We start from the raw sequence: 16,966 nt of genomic DNA, 5'->3' as shown, positions 1-16,966 counted from the left end.
CCACACGATGACCGCACCCGGAGCCGCCGCCGACGCGCAATGGTTCACCGAACAGCACGCCCCCGCAGGCTCGGCCTTCGGCCTGCGCGTCACGGCGCGCCTGCACGCCGAACAGACCCCGTTCCAGTCGATCGAGATCTACGACACCACCGACTGGGGCAAGCTCATGGTCATCGACGGCTGCACGATGGTGTCCAGCCGCGACAACTTCCTCTACCACGAGATGATGTCGCACCCGGCGCTGTTCACGCACGCCCGCGCCAAGCGCGTGGTCATCATCGGCGGCGGCGACTGCGGCACGCTGCGCGAGGTGCTCAAGCACGAGGAGGTCGAGCGCGCGGTGCAGGTCGAGATCGACGAGCGCGTCACCCGGCTGGCCGAGCAGTATTTCCCCGAGCTGTGCTCGGCCAACAACGATCCGCGCGCGCAACTGCTGTTCATCGACGGCATCGCCTACATGGCCGAACAGGAGCCCGATTCGATCGACCTCATCATCGTCGATTCGACCGATCCGGTCGGCCCCGCCGAAGGGCTGTTCAACGCCGCCTTCTACGCCAGCTGCCACCGCGCATTGCGCCCGAGCGGCATCCTCGTGCAGCAGAGCGAATCGCCGCTGGTGCACCTGGATCTCATCAAGTCGATGCGCACCGCGATGCGCATGGCGCACTTCCAGGCGGTGCGCACGCTGACCTTCCCGCAACCGGTGTATCCGACCGGCTGGTGGAGCTGCACGATGGCGCGCAAGCAGGCCGACCTGACCGATTTCCGCGAGCGCGGCGCCGCCACGCGCCAGTTCGACACGCGCTACTACAGCGTGGAAACGCACAAGGCGGCACTGGCGCTGCCGCCATTCATGCGCGAGGCACTCGGCGAATGAGCGCGCCGGCCGGCCCGGCCGCGGCCGCGTGCCATTGAGCCCGCGGCGCCGACGCGCGTCTGCCGTCCATAGCCACGCCGCACGACGCCACCTGCACTCGCCCATCGCATGAGCGCCAGTTCCGCCTTCGGCCTCATCCTCGCCATGCTCGTGGTCGGCAAGCTGCTGGCCTGGCGCCGCATCGTGCCGCCGGCAGCGCCCGACGCGCTCAACCTCGTCGTGCTCTACGTGTGCCTGCCCGCGGCGATCCTGCTCTACGCACCACGCCTGCGCTTCGAGCGCGAACTGCTGGGCCTGCTGGCGGTGCCGTGGACGTTGCTGGTCGCGAGCACCGCGCTCACGCTCGCGCTGGCGCGCGTCGCACGGTTGCCGCGCGCGGTGACGGCGGCACTGCTGCTGTTGGTGCCGCTGGGCAACACCTCATTTCTCGGCTTTGCGCTGATGCCGGCGCTGGCCGGCGATGGCGCGCTGCGCTATGCCGTCGTCTACGATCAGTTCGGCAGCTTCATCATGCTGTCGACGTTCGGCCTCATCACGCTGGGCCTGTATGGCGGCGAGCGACCCAGCGTCGGCGCGATCCTGCGCCGCATCGTCGGCTTCGTGCCGTTCATCGCGCTCGTCATCGCGCTGACGCTGATGCCGGACGAGTATCCCGATGCGATCGCCAAGCCGCTGAAACTGCTGGCCGACAGCCTGCTGCCATTGGTGGCGCTGGCCAGCGGCATGCAGTTGCGGCTGCGCCTGCCCGGCCACCACCGCCTGCCGCTCGTCTATGGCCTCGGCGCCAAGCTCGTGCTGCTGCCGCTGCTCGCGCTCGGTCTGAGCGCGCTGTTCGGTCTCGGCGGCGAACTGCGTGCGGCGGCCGTCTACGAGAGCGCGATGCCGCCGATGATCACCGCCGGTGCCCTGCTGTCGCTGGCCGGGCTCGAGGCCGAACTGGCCGCGGCGATGGTCGGCTTCGGTCTCGTCGCTTCGATGGCGACGCTGCCGCTGTGGCACTGGCTGCTCGCGGGCTGAAGCGCTGCGCCGCGCCGATCGCAGACCGCTGCGCGCGCGACGCGCACGCGCGAGCCGCGCCGTATGCGGCGGCCGGCCGGCCCCGAACTCGCCCTGTTGCCCAGGCCCGTCGCATCGCTTCCCGGCGCCCTCGCCTGCGAGGCGCGCGCCGGCGATCGCACCACCGGACGGTCCTTTGCGATGCGTTCGCAAGTCATCACGCAGCACGGCATCGGCGCACCTCACATCCACTGGCGACGCAGGCCGGGCTCGACGTGCTCAAGGCCGTTGGCACCGGGCCGACGCGGCGCTCGGCCGCATGGAGCCGGTGTCGGATCGACATCGGCGGCCGCGGCGTGTTCCACAAGGGCTGCATCGCCCATCTGAGCGGCGATTGCTTCAGGGCCAACGACGGTGTCCTGTCGTACGCCGACCGCGCCGCGCACCACGGCGAATGGGTCGAACCGATCCCGCCCAACGACCGCGGCTGTGATGTCCGGAAACCGCCGCCCAACGCCCAGGGATCCCGCCGCGCGCGAAATGTTCGACATCCTCGAAGGCGACGCGCTTGCGAAGATCGCGTGACGGATCGGGCGCCCTGAGCTTCATCGCCGCCGCCGCGCGGTGTAGGCTTCGCGCGCGGTGCAATCCATCGGAGGCGACATGCTGAAGGTCCTGGTTGCAAGTTCCAAGGGCGGTGCGGGCAAGAGCACGATCGCGACCAACCTCGCCGCCCACTACGCGGTCGGCGGCAAGAACACCGTACTGGTCGATGCCGACCGCCAAGGTTCGAGCCTGCACTGGAGCGAGCGCCGCGCGCTGCAGGCCGATCCGGTGCTGGGCATCGCGGGGCTGCGCCGGGACTGGGCCAGGCAGGTGCCGGCCGATGCCGAGTGCGTCGTCATCGACACGCCAGCCGGCATCCGGGCCAGCGAGGTCGCCGAATGGCTCGAGTACGCCGACGTGCTGCTGGTGCCGATCCTGCCGTCGGCGATCGACCTCGAAGCCACCGCGCCGTTTCTCGCCGAAGTCGCCGACCTCGCCCGCGTACGCAAGGGCAAGGCTGCGGTCGGCCTGATCGCCAACCGGCTCAAGCCCTGGACCAACGCCTCGCAGGCCGCGGTGGAGGAAATGCAGGGCCTGTCGTTCCCGCTCGTCGCGCAGCTGCGCGACACCCAGGGCTACGTGCTCGCCAACGCGCTCGGCAAGAGCATCTTCGACTACCACTCCGAACAGGTGCGTTCGCACCAGGAGGACTGGAGCCGGCTCCTGCGCTGGCTGCGCAAGAGCGCCTGAGCACGGGCGTTTGCACGATCTCACGGCGAATTTGCCTGTCTTTGCACGGTCACGGTAAGCCGCGACGCCCTTGCCGCGTTCCAACTGCGCAAGGCCATTCCGGCCCCAACCGGAGATCGAACATGATGCGTACCCCCCGTTTTCTCGCCACCGGCGGCTTCGCCGTCGCCTGCCTGCTCGGCAGCACGCTGGCCAGTGCCGCCGACCCCGCCGGCCAGCCTGCCGCGGGCGCCAGCCAGCGTGCCCAGCAGCGCCAGCAGATGCTCGCCGCGATCGACACCAACCACGACGGCCGGATCAGCCGCGCCGAATACCAGGCCTGGCTCGATGCGCGCTTCGCCAAGCTCGACAGCAATGGTGACGGCGTGGTCACGGCCGACGAGATCGCCCAATCGCCGGCGGCGCGCCAGCGCGCGCAACGCCGCGCCGAGCGCTTCATCAAACGCCACGCCCAGCCCGGCAGCGACCAGGTGAGCAGGGCCGATTTCGAGGCCAGCCAGCTCCGGCGCTTCGACAAGCTCGCCAATGGCGCCGATAGCGTGGCGACGGACGCGCTGTTGCCGATGCATCGCGGCGCCGGCAAGGGTCGACGCCAGGGCCCCGCCGATCCGGCGCAGTGAACCCACGGGGCGGCGCCGCCTGGCTGCGGCGCCGCCCGCCCCCGCACGATCGCGCGCCGCTGTAGCGGGCCGAGCCGACCGCTTGACCACGATGCTGCCGATTGCGGCATGATCGCCACTGGCCAGCCCCCGGAGCGGTTCATGAGCACGCGCGACATCATCCTTGTACGTCACGCCCAGGCGCAGCACGCCGCGCCCGGACAGGGCGACGCCGCCCGGGCGCTCACCAGCGCGGGCGAAGCCGCCGCCGCCGCCGCCGGCGCCTGGCTGCGCGAGCATGGCGCCGCGCCGGCCTACATCCTCACATCGGCGGCGCAGCGCGCGCGTGCCACCGGCGAATGCCTGGCGCAGGCGCTCGCCTGCACCGACCTGCGCGAGGACGCGCGCATCTACGACGCCACCCCGGCCACGCTGCTGCGCGTACTCGACGAGAACGCCCAGGCGCCCTGCCTGCTGCTGGTCGGTCACAACCCGGGCTTTGAAACCCTCGTCGCGCTGCTGAGCAGCGGCGTTTCCGACGGCGGCCGCGGCATGCCACCCGGCGCGGTGGCGTGGCTCACGCTGCCGCAGGGCGAGATCGAGCCCGGCGCCGCCACGGTGCGCCACTTCTGGTGGCCTTGAGCGACGACCGGCGATGAGGCGCAAGGCCACGCTGCTGCTGGCGCTGCTCGCGGTGGCGGCCGGCGCCTGGCGCGAAGCCGCGGCGCAGGAGCGCGCCATCGACATGGTGCGGCTGGACACCCAGCGTTCCAGCGGCGGCTTTCGCGTGCGCGTGGTCTGGCTGCTCGCCATCAGCGGCGAGTTCGGCCGCATCGACGGCGAGGTGCGCCGCGATCGTTTCCGCGACACGCTGCGGGTCGATGCGCACATCGATGCCGCGAGTCTGCGCATGAGCAGTCCGCGCCAGGAAGCGTTGGCCCGTTCGAGCGAGTTCTTCGACGTCGCGCAATACCCGCAGATCGACTTTGCCTCGGACGCCTTCGCGCGCCAGCGCCTGTACAGCGGTGGCGAGCTGCCGGGCCGGCTCACGGTGCGTGGCATCTCGCAGCCAGTGCGTTTCAACCTGCTACCGGCCGACTGTGCCCGCCCGGCGCGCGATTGCCCGCTGCGCGTCAATGGCGCCATCCGCCGCTCGCAATTCGGCATGGACGGCCACCGGGCCACGCTCGCCGACAAGGTCGAGCTCGACTTCCGCATCTACGTGCAGGACGAGCCCGCCAACGAGACGCTGGCACCGGGATGAGCGCCGCATTGGATTGGCCCGCACCGTGTCGACCGGCACGCCTGTTGCTGCTCGTCCTCGGTGTCCTGCTGGGCGCCTGTGGCGTCAATCGACCGCTCGCGCGCCAGGCGCTCGCGCGCGTGGCGCAGGAACAGGCGCGTGACCTGGACTGCGCGCGCGCCGACCACTGCGCGCAGGCCTCGCCCTATGTCGAGCTTGCCGAGCGCGCCCGCGCCGCCAGCACCGAGGCAGCGCCGGTGCACTACGTCGACGCGCTCGAACAGGGCAACGAAGCACTGCTGCTGCGCCTGCACCTGATCCGCGCGGCGCGCCACAGCATCGACATCCAGACCTTCATCTGGGCCGAGGACGACGCCGGCTGGCTCGTGCTCGACGAGCTGATCCGCGCCGCGCGACGCGGCGTCAAGGTGCGCATCCTCGCCGACCAGTTGTTCGCACTCGATGACGTGGACTGGCTGGCGCGCATCGCGCGCACCCACGTCAACCTCGAGTTCCGCCTCTACAACCCCACCTTCGACGAGGCGGTGACGCAACCGGTCGAGTTTGCGGCGAGCATCGTGTGCTGCTTTTCGCGCTTCAACCAGCGCATGCACAACAAGCTGTTCCTGATCGACGGCGCGATCGGCATCGCCGGCGGCCGCAACTACGAGAACCGCTATTTCGACTGGGACCAGCGCTTCGATTACCGCGACCGTGAACTGCTGGTGGCCGGAGCGCAGGCCGGCGCCCAGATGCAGGCCTCGTTCGACCGCTTCTGGAACCATCCGCGCGCGGTACCGCTGACCCGTCTCAACGACGTCAACGCGCGCATCATGCGCGCGGCAGCGGCAGCACCGGCACCGGCCCTGGCCGCGCCGGCCGGCACCGACATGACGCGCATCGAGGCCCTGCGCGCGCGTGCGCTCGATGCCACGGCGCTGGCCGCGCTGGCGCGGCGCGTACTGCAGGTCGGCACCGTGCATTACTTTTCCGACGCGCCGGGCAAGACCGCGCGCGCCGACGACCCGGCGCTGCGCGCACTCACGGCTCGCATCGGCGAGCTGCTGCAGCAGGCGCGCGACGAGGTCGTGCTGGAAACACCCTACCTCGTGTTCAGTCGCTCGGCGCGACGCGTGTTCCGTAGCCTGCACAAGCGTCCCGAGCCGGTGCGCGTGATCGTCTCGACGAACTCGCTGGCGGCGACCGACGCGTTCTACGTCTACGCACTGTCGTACAAGTACAAGAAGCGCTACCTGCGCCGCTATGGCTTCCAGATCCACGAGTTCAAGCCGTTCCCGGCCGATGCGGCGCAGTTCGTTGCCGACTACGATGCGCTGTCGGGCGGCGCCAACCGCGGCCATTACGGGCGCTACGCACAGACGCCGCTCAAGCGCGGCGGCGTGCGCCTGGGCCTGCACGCCAAGTCGCTCGTCATCGACGGCAGCACCACGATCATCGGCTCGCACAACTTCGATCCACGCTCGGACGACTACAACACCGAGTCGGGGTTCATCGTCAGCGACCGCGCGCTGGCCGCGCGCGTGCGCGCGGCGGTCCTGCTCGATGCGGCGCCGCAGAACGCGTGGGTGATCGCGCCGCGCCAGCGCAGCGGCATGCTGGCTCGCCTCAACGAATCGATCGCCGACGTGTCGGCGGCGCTGCCGCTGTTCGACCTGTGGCCGTTCCGCTACGCATCGAGCTTCGAGCTCAAGCCCGGCTGCGTGCCGACACCGCCGGGCACGGCCGGCTTTTACGCCTGCCACCAGGACGTCGGCGACTTTCCCGAAGTCGACCTGCCGCTCAAGACGATCTACACGCGCATCGTCACCGCGTTCGGCGCCGGCCTGGTCGGCATCCTCTAGCAACGCCCGGTTCTGTGCCGCGCCGGTGATTGACGGGCCCGGCCCGGGCTGGATAGTCTCTTGCGCTCCTGTCCACGGAGTTCCGCCATGGCATTGGCCATCACCATCGAACTCGGCGATGCCGACCTGCAGCATTTCATCGACGCGATGAAGAAGGCGCAGGCGGACGCCCGGCACCTGTCGCCCAGGCAGATCGCCGATGCCGCCAGCAAGCTGCTCGGCGCAGGCCGCGATGTGGCACTTCCCGACTTCATCGCCGAGCGCCTGCACAAGCTCGACGAGATGATCGCGATGGTCAACGACGAGGGCTTCGCGCTGCCCGACGAGGACAAGCAGCGCGTGCTGGCCTGCCTGACCTATTTCGCCAATCCGCAGGACATCATCCCCGACGACGTGCCGGTGCTCGGCTTCCTCGACGACGCGATCATGATCGAGCTGTGCGTGCGCGAACTGCGCTACGAAATCGAGGCCTACGAGGATTTCGTCGACTTCCGCAACCGCGAGGCCGCCGCGCGCGGCGTCGATCCGGCCTCGCTCAGGACCGAGCGTGTGGAATGGGCCGAGGCACGCCGCATCGAGGTGATCGATCGCATGCGCAAGCGTCGCGGCCAGAGCTACCACAGCAGCAGCAGTTGGAAGCCCACGCTGTTCTCGTTCCGCTCCTGAACACCCGCCGCCGGGCACCCGCACACGAGGGCCGCGCAAGCGGCCCTTGTCGCATCAGTGCGTCGACAGCTCCGACAGCAGTCCCGACGAGGCCCCGCCCAGCAGCAGCGCCACGCCGATGATCGCAAACGGCAGGCCGAACATCAGCAGGTTGACGATCCAGCCGTACCAGGGCATCGGCGGCCGCTGCGCCGGTGGCGGGCTGCCGGGCTCGACCGCGCGGAACACCACCAGGGTGCCCGCCATCAGGTCGTGCAGGGCCTGCTTGCGCGCGGTGAGGCCGGCCATGAGATAGCCGATGTTGAAGATCATGCCCGACACGATCTTGCCGAAGTAGCGCCCGGTCGCCTTGCCGAAACCGATGCGCCGGCCCGTCTCGCCCACCACCTTGAGACCCATCGCACGCTTGCCCGGCGTGGCCTGCATCGCGCTCGACTCGAACAGCGCGAAATACAGCCACTGGCCGACGAACACCAGCGTGAACAGCAACATGAAGGTCGACAGCAGCGCACCGATCGCCGCCTCGCCCGTGCGCAGCGAAGTCAACATGCCGAGCGAGCCGACCATGAACGCGCCCTGCAACGCGGCAACCACCGCGCCGATGATGACGCTGTCGATGCCCAGCGCCGCGCAGCGGCGCCAGAAGCCGGCGTGGATCGCCGCACCCGGCGGCAGCGGCAGCGCACCGAGCTCGTCGGTGGTCGCGGTCGCGGTCGCGGCCAGACTGTGGCCGCTGTCGGCGGTCGCGGTCGGACGATAGCTGCGCAGCGTGTCGCGCACGTTGTCGACGTCGGCGTCGAAGGCCCGGGCCGGTTCCTGTTCGCCCGCCGCCGGCGGCGGCGCGCTGTCGGCGCGCTCGGCGTAGGCCTGCCAGACGTTGCTTCCCACTTCCGCCACCTGCACCTGGCGCGACCACAGGCCGCGCTCGATGCGGTCGTCGGCAAATACCCGCGGCATCGGGCCGCGCGCGCTGCCGCCAAGGACGACGAACAGGTCGGCCTGGCCGTCGGGTGCGCAGATCTCGGCCTCGGCACCGATCGCGCCGATGCCGGCGGCCAGCGTCTGCAGCTTGCCCAGGTCGTCGCCCTGCTTGATCGTCAGCGGCGCGCGCGCCACCAGCTGCGCCTGCAGCTTGGCCGCATCGAGCCGGAAGTACTGCGCCAGCCGCGGCCACACCGCCTGCGCATCGAAAGCCGGCAGCACCTCGCCGGTCAGCACCAGTGCATAACTACCACTCGCCATGCGTCCCCCCTCGCCCACCGCCGGCATCAAGGCCGTTGCAGGATCGCCGTCACGCCCATGCCACCTGCGGTGCAGATCGACACCAGCCCGCGCCCCGTACCGCGATCTTCGAGCATTTTGGCCAGCGTGGCGAGGATGCGCGCACCGGTGGCCGCAAACGGGTGACCAACGGCCAGGCTCGAGCCGTTGACGTTGAGCCGGGCCGGGTCGATGCTGCCCAGCGGCTCGGCCAGCCCGAGCCGCTCGCGGCAGTAGTCGGCCGACTCCCACGCGCGCAGCGTGCACAGCACCTGGGCGGCGAAGGCTTCGTGGATCTCGTAGAAGTCGAAGTCCTGCAGCTTGAGGCCCGCCTCGGCCAGCATGCGCGGCACCGCGATCGTCGGCGCCATCAGCAGGCCCTCGCCGTGCACGAAGTCGACCGCCGCCACGCGCGCATGGCTCAGGTAGGCCTGCACCTTGAGGCCATGGGCCGCCGCCCATTCGTCGCTGGCCAGCAGCACCGCCGCCGCGCCATCGGACAGTGCGGTCGAGTTGCCGGCGGTCAGCGTGCCCTTGCCCGAGCTCCTGTCGAACGCCGGCTTGAGGCTGGCGAGTTTCTCCATGGTGGTGTCGGGGCGCAGGATGTTGTCGCGCTCGACCCCGCGGAACGGCACCACGAGATCCTTGAAGAAGCCGCGCTCGTAGGCGGCGGCGAGTTTGTGGTGGCTGGTCAGCGCGAGGCGGTCCTGGTCCTCGCGCGACACCTGCCACTGCCGTGCCATGAGTTCGCAGTGATCACCCATCGACTTGCCGGTACGCGGCTCGGCCACGCCCGGAAACGACGGCTTGAGCTGGCCCAGCGAAAAGCCGCGCAGCGCGGCCTTGAGCTTGTCGAGCGGCTTCCTGGCGCGGTTGACCGCGAGCAGGCGTTGTTGCAATGCGCGCGAATAGACGATCGGCACGTCACTGGTGGTGTCGCTGCCACCGGCGATGCCGACCTCGATCTGCCCCTGCGCGATCTTGTTGCCGATGAGGATCGCATTGTCGAGCGAGGTGCCGCAGGCGCGCGCGGTGGTGATGCCGGGCGTGGTCGGCGCCAGGCCCGAGGACAGCGTCGCCTCGCGGGCCAGATTCCAGTCGGAAGCATGCTTGATGACGGCGCCGAAGGCGACTTCGCCCAGTTCCTGCCCATGCAGGCCGAAGCGCTCGACCAGCGCGCCGAGCACCTTGACGGCCATGCCGAAGTTGCCGACCTCGGCATAGGCCGTATTGTTGCGGCAGAACGGGATGCGTACCCCGCCAACGATGCCCACTCGACGCGGAACCTGTTCCATGAAGCGCTTTCCTGCGAACGTCTGATTGGCGGACAGCCTAACCCTTGCCGCCGGCTTTGTTAAGGAACCACGATCACGCCTCGGACGGCTGTGCAGTACCGTGCAGTGCGGCCGCCGCCTGCAGCCACGCAGGCCATTCCTGCCACATGTGCCAGGCCGCCGGTTGGGTACGGACCAGCCGATCGAGCAGCGCGGCGAGGGCGTCGCGCAGTGCGTCGATTGCCACCGGCGCGTGCGCGGCGCCGATCACGAGCCGGCGGCGCCCGCTGTGCAGGTCGAGCTCGACCCAGAACGGCACCACCGGCACCCCGCTCTCGCAGGCCAGTTCCAGCGCGCCCACGGGCAGGCTGGCCGGCTGACCGAGCAACTGCACCGGCTGCTGCCCACGCGGCGCCAACCGCGGCGGGACGTCGATGAGACTGATCACCGCAACGCCCCGCGCCAGCGCATCGAGCAGCTTGGCGCGCGCATGCGGGCGGTGGATGCAGGCTTCGCCGCCGACGCGCTCGAGCTCGGCGATGCGGTCGCGCGCGTAGCGGTAGCGCACGCGGTCGGCGCCGAATTCCCGCTCGTCCAGACGCGCCAGCACCATGGTGGTGGCGTGACCATGCCGGCGCAGGTCGTGAAACGCCCACAACGCCGCCGCGTGGTGGAACCCGACCGCAATGAAGCCGCCGCGCGCCGGCCAGCTGCCCTCGACCGTGACATGCGCGGGCAACCGATCCACCGGTCCGCGCCGCGACAGCGCGAGATCCGCCGCATCGAGCAGCCACACGGTGCGCAAGTCGTGCATGAAGGCCCGCTGGTCGGCGACGGGCACGTATAGCGGCGCAATCCCGGCCGCGGCCACCGCCCGCTCGCGATGCAGGCAGGCACTGCGGGCGAACCATCGGTAGCAGGGATAGGCCCAGCGCCACGGCAGCCAGGACGGCAGCCACGGTGCGAGGTACAGGGTCCACCAATCCAGCAGATTCCGGCGCCACGCGCTCACTTGCGGTTCCATGCCGACACGTAGAGCTCCCCGACCGCCAGATCGACGAACGAGTAGCCCTGCAGCTGCGGCGTGTACTCGACCCGATCGTGCGTGCGCAGGGCGACGCGCCACGGTTCGAAACCGAGCTCGCGCAATTCGCGCTCGAACGCCGTCACGGTGATCGGATTGAGCTCGGTGAACCATTGCCAGTACTGCTCGGGCGTGGCGTCATCGCCGCAGCGATCGATGCGCTCGATGTCACCGCGCAACACCTGCTCGCGCAGCCAGCTGTGCGGGTGCTTGAGGTGCACGTAAGGCTCGTCGCGGGCAAAGCGGAATTCCCCGAGGTGATTGCCGATATCGGAGTAGAACAGGCCCGGATGCACCATCAACAGGCCTCCCGGACGCAACACGCGCCGGATCTGCGCCAATGCCTGCGCGTAACCGCCGACGATGTGTTCGAGCGACCCCCACGAGATGACGACGTCGAAGTAGTCGTCGGCGAACGGGATGTCGTTGGCGCTGGCGGCGAGGAAACGCAGACCCGGCGGCATCGGCAGGCCGGCCAGCGCGGTCTGGGCAAGCACCTGCGGCAGTCGTTCATAACCCCGGAACGGATCGATCCCGACCAGCTCGGTGGGGCGCCAGCGCAAGGCGATCCCCAGGTCGGTGATCCCGTCGCCGCAACCGACGTCGAGGATGCGCCCCTTGAGCAGCGGCGAGTCGCCGAGCAGGTAGCTCGCGGTGGTGCGCGCGGCATGGTCGAAGTGCTTGAAGAACCAGCCCTGCGGACCCGCCCGCCACGACAAGCGGTCGATCGGCGGCGTGCCGGGCAGGCTGTGCAGCTGCCACGAGAACTCCATGGCACCGGGCGCCGCCGTGCCGACCACGAGCTCGAGCCGGACCTGACCGGCCTTGAGCGCTTCGCCGGCCACGCGATGCCACAGCGCGACATCGACCCAGTAGCGCCCTTCCGGCAGTGCCAGACGCGCTGCCAGCGCGTGGACCTCGTAGCTGCCGCGCGGCAGCCAGCTCACGTCCCAGCCTGCCGCGGCCAGTTGCCAGTGCAGCGGCGGCGCGGTGCCGGTGCTGGCGACGATGTCGAGCGAGACGTCGACGTCGAACACCACGTCGGCCTGCACGTCGATACGCAGCGTCAGTGCCACCGGCGCAGCGGCAGCGCTCGCCGTCAGTTTGGCATCGCTCAGGCTCAGGTCGGACATTGCAGGTTGCGGCGAGGAGAAAGCGGCGATGGTATCAGCCCGCGTCGGCGCCACCGCGGCGCGGCCGGCCGCGCCCGCTTCAGCCGGTGGCCGGCGGCCGCGGGCAGGCCGCTTCGAGCATGGCGTAGCCTGCGTCGCGCATGCCGAGCGCGGCGTAGGTCGCCTGCGCGGCACGATTGTTGCGCTCCACGTACAGGCGCAGCCCGACGACCTCGGCAGCGCATCGTGCGCGGCGTTCGACCTCGGCGTACAGCGCGCGGAACACGCCGCTGCGGCGCGCCGGCGGTGTCACGTACACGCTCTGCAGCCACCACCAGTCGCCGTTGCGCCAGTCGCTCCATTCGTGGGTCACGAGCAGGCAGCCGACGCGCTCGCCGGCACGCTCGGCGATGAGATAGAAGCCGCGCTGCGGTGCCGCCAGCAGGGCCGCGACGCCGCGCGCGAGGATCGCCCGATCGAGCACCTTGGCCTCGGTCTCCTGCGCCATCGCGGCATTGCTGTGGACGAGGAAATCGCGATCGCCCTCGCTGGCATCGCGGATCGTGATGAGGCTGGCCATGGACGGACTCCGGCGGACGGCGCAGCGCGCGACGATAGCGGCAAGCCGGGCCGCCTGGCGAGCCGGTGCGTCGGCATCGGTGCGGCGCCTTGCGCGCCGCCCGCTACTCGCGATCGCGCCGGCGCCGCTTGCTGCCGAGCTTGCGCGTGAGCGTGTTGCGACCCAGGCCGAGCGCCTGCGCCGCATGCTGGCGGTGGCCGCCGTGGGCAGCGAGCGCGGCCTGCAGCAGCACGGCATCGAAACGCTCGCGCGCATGGCGATGCAGGTCGCTGCTGCCCGCGGCCAGTTGCGCGCTGGCCCAGGTCGCGAGCGCCGCTTCCCAGTCCTGTCGCGTGCCGTCGGCGGGGTCGCCACCGCGGCGCGTCATCGCCGCAGGCAGTTCCTCCGCCTCGATGCGCTGCGCGCTCGACAGTACGGCCAGGCGGCGGCACAGGTTTTCCAGCTCGCGCACGTTGCCGGGCCAGCGATGTGCGCGCAGCACCTCGAGCGCGGCCGGCGCAAAGCTCTTGCCGGCCATGCCGGACTGCGCACATGCGTCGGCGAGGAAGCGCGCAGCCAGCAACGGCACATCCTCGCCGCGCGCGCGCAGCGGCGGCACTTCGAGCCGCACCACGTCGAGCCGGTGCAGCAGGTCGGCGCGGAACTCGCCGCGCGCGACGCGGGCATCGAGATCCTGGTGGGTGGCGGCGATCACGCGCACGTCGGCGCGCAGCAGTTCGCGGCCGCCGACACGGTAGAACTCACCGGCCGCCAGCACGCGCAGCAGGCGCGTCTGCAGCGACAGCGGCATGTCGCCGATCTCGTCGAGCAGCAGCGTGCCGCCAGCGGCCTGCTCGAAGCGTCCGGCGTGGCGCCGGGTGGCGCCCGTGAACGCGCCGGCCTCGTGGCCGAACAGCTCCGATTCGAGCAGTTCGGCGGGGATTGCGGCGGTATTGAGGGCGACGAAGGGCCCGCCGGCACGTGCGCTTTCGCGATGCAGCGCGCGGGCGACGAGTTCCTTGCCGGTGCCGGTCTCGCCGACGATGAGGACCGCCAGGCCGCTGGCCGCCACCCGGCCGATCGCGCGGAACAGCTCACGCATCGGCGCGCTGTGGCCGAGCAGGGCCGGCGGCGGCGGCGCCACCGCAGCGGCGGCGGGCGGGGTTGCCTGTCGCGCCAGCGCGCGACGCACCGCGGCCACAGCCTGGTCGAGGTCGAACGGCTTGGGCAGGTAGTCGAACGCGCCGTGTCGATAGGCCGCCGCGGTGGTGGCGATGTCGGTGTAGGCGCTCATCATGATGACCGCCAGCTGCGGCGCCAGTGCGCCGATCCGCTGCAGCAGGTCGAGTCCGTCGGCGCCGGGCATGCGCACATCGCTGAACACGACGTCGGGTACCGCGTCGGCCAAGGCCGCGAGCATGGCCTCGGCGGTCGCGAACTCGCGCACCGCGTGGCCGGCCTCGCGCAGCGCCGCGGCCAGCACGAGGCGCAGACTGCGATCGTCCTCGACGATCCACACCTGGGTCGGCGGTGGTGCGGATTTCATGGCACGACCGGCAGCAACAGGCTGAATGCGGTCGCGCCCGGACGGCTGACGAAGTCGAGTTCGCCGCCGTGCTCGTGCGCGATCTCGCGCGCGATCGCAAGCCCGAGCCCGTTGCCGTCGGCGCGCCCCGACACCAGTGGCTCGAACACGCTGGCCGCGAGCGCCGCCGGCACGCCGCAGCCGTCGTCGCTGACGTCGATGCGCAGCGCCATCCGCGCGGCCTGTCCACCCAGCCGCAGGCCATGCTCGATGCGCGTGCGCAAGCCCAGCGTGCGCGCGCCCGCTTCCTGCGCGTTGCGCGCCAGGTTGAGCAGGGCCTGTTGCAGGCGATCGGCCGCGACATAGACCAGCGGCAGGCTCGGATCGTAGTCGCGCCGTACCTGCAACGCCGCATCGTCGGCGCTGGCCAGCGCCGCGACCCGTTCGAGGATCTCGTGGACGTTGTGCGGCGCCAGATGCGGCTTGCCGCCGCTGTCGAGCAGGCGCTGCGCGAGCGCGGCAAGGCGGTCGGACTCGACGATGATGAGCTCGGCCAGTTCGCGCTGCGCCGCAGTGTCGGCGCGGCGCTGCAGCAGCTGCGCGGCGCCGCGCATGCCGGCCAGCGGTCCGCGCACCTCGTGGGCAAAACCGCGCAACGTCTCCGACAGGCGCGCCCCCGCAGCGGCCTCGGGCGTCGCCGGCAGCACCTCGAGCAGCAGCCCGTCGCCCAGCGGCGTGAGCACCGCATCGGCCATGCGGTCGGCCAGCGCGCCGCGCAGGCGCGCCTCGCGCAGCCAGACGCGGTGTTGCTGCTCGAGCGCGCGGCGCGCGGCGCCGACCAGGGTTGGCGGCTGTGCGTCGAGTGCGGCCAGCGCCAGCGCATGATGGCCGGCCGGGTCGAGCCCGAGCCAGTCGCACAGAGCCTCGTTGATGCGGCCCAGCATGAACGCACCATCGATGTGCGCCATCGGCGTGGCGCAGGATTCGAAGGCGCTGGTGGCGTGCGCTGGCGGGCGGCGCGGATCGCTCATTGCACCAGTCTAGTGCAACCGCGGTGTCGCGGGGCGCCGGGCGGTGGCGCGGCGCCGGCCGCACCGCCAGCGCCCGCCGTTGACTGTGCCGCCAGCCGCCCCCATGCCTGCGATGAGGATGCACGGCGCGCCGTCCATCGCCGGCAACCTTCGCCCCGCAGACGAGGAGCCCCGACATGCAGCGCATCGACGTTTCCGTGGAAGAGTTCACCACCCCCGACCCGATCACCGTGCGTGAGGACACCGGCATCGAGGAATTGCGCCGGCTCATGGACCAGCACGGCATCCGCCACCTGCCGGTCCTGCGCGACGGGCGCGTGGTCGGCGTGGTGAGCGATCGTGACGTGCGCGCGGTGGTCGGCCTCAGCGTGGCCGAGAAGCTGCAGGTGTGCGCGTCCGACATCATGGCCGACGATCCGCTCACGGTATCGGCGCGCGCCTCGCTCGACGAGGTGGCCTATGCAATGGCCCAACGCAAGGTCGGCAGCGCGATCGTCACCGAGGCCAATGGGCGTTTCCTGGGCATCTTCACCGCCAGCGACGCACTCAATGCGCTGATCGAGATCGCGCGCGGCGAGGGTGCGGCGGGTGCCTGAGGCCAGCCCGGCATGGCGGCGCCGACGCTCGGCGCCGCCGGCGCCTCACAGATGCCGGTGGAACTCGGGCACGTCTCCCCAGCGGTCGTGCAGGCCATCGACGCAGGTCACCGTCATGCGCGCCAGTTCGGCCTCCGACACGCCCTCGAGGCAACCGATGTTGATGCCGTACATCGTGCCGATCGGCGTGTCGTTGCCGACCCCGAACACGCGCACGCCGCAGTGGCGGCAGAAGTAGTGATGGTTGCGGTGCGCGCCGAACGTGTAGCGCGTGAGTTCATCCTCACCGGCAACGAGCCGGAACCCCTCGGGACGCGCGATCGCGGGCCAGAACCGCGTGCGCCGGCAGATCGAGCAGTTGCAGCGGTAGCTGGGCTGCGCCAGGTCGAGGTCGACTTCGACGGCGACGCGACCGCAGTGGCAGCTGGCGCGGTAGGGTTTGAGCATCGTGCACCTCCAGTCAGGACGCATGCCGCCGGGACGACGTCGGGGCCGCACCAGCGCGCCGATCAGCGCGCCCCGCGCAGTCGCGACGCTCAGGCCTGCCACCAGCACCAGGCAGTGTAGAGCGTCGCCGCGACGAACAGCGTGCCGAATACCTGCTTGTTGTAGCGGGCCAGCAGCCGCGGCAGGTAGATGTCGAAGTTGTCGCGGCGATCGCCGGTGAAGCGCGCCGCGACCGCGGTGAGCGGACAGGCCCAGCCATTGCCGGCAAGCAGCAGGATCTCGATCAGCACGAACCCGATCAGGACGGCCGCGACGTCGAAGCGGCCGGCCGCGGCGGCGAACGGCAGCGCGAGGATGCACGCGGCAAAGAACGCCCATGCCGTGGTGTGCACGAGCTTGATGAGGACGAGGGCAGTGGCTGGCTTCATGGCATGCAGCGGCCGGCTCGCAACGCGGATTCACCTGCGCACCGCCACCTGCATCGAACGCCGGCGGCGGTGCGCTGCCATCGTCACGCCACTGGCGGCGCGGCTTCAAGC

19 protein-coding genes are annotated in these 16,966 nt (G+C 70.8%); 9 read left to right on the top strand and 10 right to left on the bottom strand.

All coding sequences use genetic code 11. The annotated features are described in order from the left end of the window. Positions 1-7 precede the first annotated feature (7 nt). Both speE and KF903_RS03840 read left to right on the top strand, forming a co-directional pair. Positions 8-877 carry a polyamine aminopropyltransferase gene (speE, locus tag KF903_RS03845; RefSeq protein WP_291211238.1) on the top strand — a complete coding sequence of 290 codons (870 nt, stop codon included), beginning with the start codon at positions 8-10 and terminating at the stop codon, positions 875-877. Between the two features lie 108 nt (positions 878-985). Then, a complete protein-coding gene (locus KF903_RS03840; RefSeq protein ID WP_291211235.1) occupies positions 986-1,894 on the top strand; it encodes an AEC family transporter in 909 nt (302 codons plus the stop codon). 221 nt (positions 1,895-2,115) lie between these two features. On the opposite strand, the gene KF903_RS03835 is transcribed toward KF903_RS03840, so the two are convergent. After that, entirely contained in the window at positions 2,116-2,424 is a 309-nt protein-coding gene (locus KF903_RS03835; RefSeq protein WP_291211232.1) for a hypothetical protein, read from the bottom strand. 112 nt (positions 2,425-2,536) lie between these two features. On the opposite strand from KF903_RS03835, the gene KF903_RS03830 reads away from it, so the two are divergent. The 6 genes from KF903_RS03830 (at position 2,537) to KF903_RS03805 (ending at position 7,539) form a co-directional block, all read left to right on the top strand. Beyond that, positions 2,537-3,169 carry a ParA family protein gene (locus KF903_RS03830; RefSeq protein ID WP_291211229.1) on the top strand — a complete coding sequence of 211 codons (633 nt, stop codon included), beginning with the start codon at positions 2,537-2,539 and terminating at the stop codon, positions 3,167-3,169. 122 nt (positions 3,170-3,291) lie between these two features. Beyond that, entirely contained in the window at positions 3,292-3,789 is a 498-nt protein-coding gene (locus tag KF903_RS03825) for a hypothetical protein (RefSeq protein ID WP_291211228.1), read from the top strand. Between the two features lie 141 nt (positions 3,790-3,930). Next, on the top strand, positions 3,931-4,410 hold the full coding sequence (locus KF903_RS03820; RefSeq protein ID WP_291211224.1) for a histidine phosphatase family protein: 480 nt from the start codon (positions 3,931-3,933) through the stop codon (positions 4,408-4,410). A 13-nt stretch (positions 4,411-4,423) separates the two neighbouring features. Further along, complete coding sequence (locus KF903_RS03815; RefSeq protein WP_291211222.1) at positions 4,424-5,032, top strand: YceI family protein; 609 nt, start codon at positions 4,424-4,426, stop codon at positions 5,030-5,032. Continuing rightward, complete coding sequence (locus KF903_RS03810) at positions 5,029-6,873, top strand: phospholipase D family protein (protein ID WP_291211219.1); 1,845 nt, start codon at positions 5,029-5,031, stop codon at positions 6,871-6,873. Before KF903_RS03815 ends, KF903_RS03810 begins: the two co-directional genes overlap by 4 nt. Before the next feature lie 87 nt (positions 6,874-6,960). Next, complete coding sequence (locus tag KF903_RS03805) at positions 6,961-7,539, top strand: YkvA family protein (RefSeq protein ID WP_291211216.1); 579 nt, start codon at positions 6,961-6,963, stop codon at positions 7,537-7,539. A gap of 54 nt (positions 7,540-7,593) precedes the next feature. Here KF903_RS03805 and KF903_RS03800 read toward each other — a convergent pair whose 3' ends face one another. The 7 genes from KF903_RS03800 to KF903_RS03770 form a co-directional block, all read right to left on the bottom strand. Beyond that, positions 7,594-8,781 carry an RDD family protein gene (locus KF903_RS03800; protein ID WP_291211214.1) on the bottom strand — a complete coding sequence of 396 codons (1,188 nt, stop codon included), beginning with the start codon at positions 8,779-8,781 and terminating at the stop codon, positions 7,594-7,596. Positions 8,782-8,807: 26 nt separating this feature from the next. Then, a complete protein-coding gene (locus KF903_RS03795; protein ID WP_291211212.1) occupies positions 8,808-10,094 on the bottom strand; it encodes an acetyl-CoA C-acetyltransferase in 1,287 nt (428 codons plus the stop codon). A 73-nt stretch (positions 10,095-10,167) separates the two neighbouring features. Next, a complete protein-coding gene (locus KF903_RS03790; protein ID WP_291211211.1) occupies positions 10,168-11,085 on the bottom strand; it encodes a hypothetical protein in 918 nt (305 codons plus the stop codon). Next, positions 11,082-12,290, bottom strand: a complete 1,209-nt coding sequence (locus KF903_RS03785; protein ID WP_291211209.1) for a class I SAM-dependent methyltransferase — start codon at positions 12,288-12,290, stop codon at positions 11,082-11,084. Before KF903_RS03785 ends, KF903_RS03790 begins: the two co-directional genes overlap by 4 nt. A gap of 79 nt (positions 12,291-12,369) precedes the next feature. Next, positions 12,370-12,849, bottom strand: coding sequence for a GNAT family N-acetyltransferase (locus KF903_RS03780; RefSeq protein ID WP_291211207.1), 480 nt, complete (start codon positions 12,847-12,849; stop codon positions 12,370-12,372). 103 nt (positions 12,850-12,952) lie between these two features. Next, positions 12,953-14,374: a nitrogen regulation protein NR(I) gene (gene ntrC, locus KF903_RS03775; protein ID WP_291211205.1), complete on the bottom strand. Its 1,422-nt coding sequence runs from the start codon at positions 14,372-14,374 to the stop codon at positions 12,953-12,955. After that, entirely contained in the window at positions 14,371-15,384 is a 1,014-nt protein-coding gene (locus KF903_RS03770) for an ATP-binding protein (RefSeq protein WP_291211203.1), read from the bottom strand. Before KF903_RS03770 ends, ntrC begins: the two co-directional genes overlap by 4 nt. A gap of 176 nt (positions 15,385-15,560) precedes the next feature. On the opposite strand from KF903_RS03770, the gene KF903_RS03765 reads away from it, so the two are divergent. Beyond that, the gene (locus KF903_RS03765; RefSeq protein ID WP_291211201.1) at positions 15,561-15,980 is read left to right on the top strand and encodes a CBS domain-containing protein; all 420 of its coding nucleotides are present in this window, start codon (positions 15,561-15,563) and stop codon (positions 15,978-15,980) included. Positions 15,981-16,025: 45 nt separating this feature from the next. On the opposite strand, the gene KF903_RS03760 is transcribed toward KF903_RS03765, so the two are convergent. After that, on the bottom strand, positions 16,026-16,427 hold the full coding sequence (locus KF903_RS03760; RefSeq protein WP_291211198.1) for a GFA family protein: 402 nt from the start codon (positions 16,425-16,427) through the stop codon (positions 16,026-16,028). 89 nt (positions 16,428-16,516) lie between these two features. Beyond that, complete coding sequence (locus tag KF903_RS03755) at positions 16,517-16,855, bottom strand: hypothetical protein (RefSeq protein ID WP_291211195.1); 339 nt, start codon at positions 16,853-16,855, stop codon at positions 16,517-16,519. Positions 16,856-16,966 lie beyond the last annotated feature (111 nt).

The organism is Dokdonella sp. (genome assembly GCF_019634845.1).
In the GTDB taxonomy this organism is placed as follows: Bacteria; Pseudomonadota; Gammaproteobacteria; order Xanthomonadales; family Rhodanobacteraceae; genus Dokdonella_A.
The sequence above is the reverse complement of the archived record's forward strand: the minus strand, read 5'-3'. Positions and strand labels throughout refer to the sequence as shown.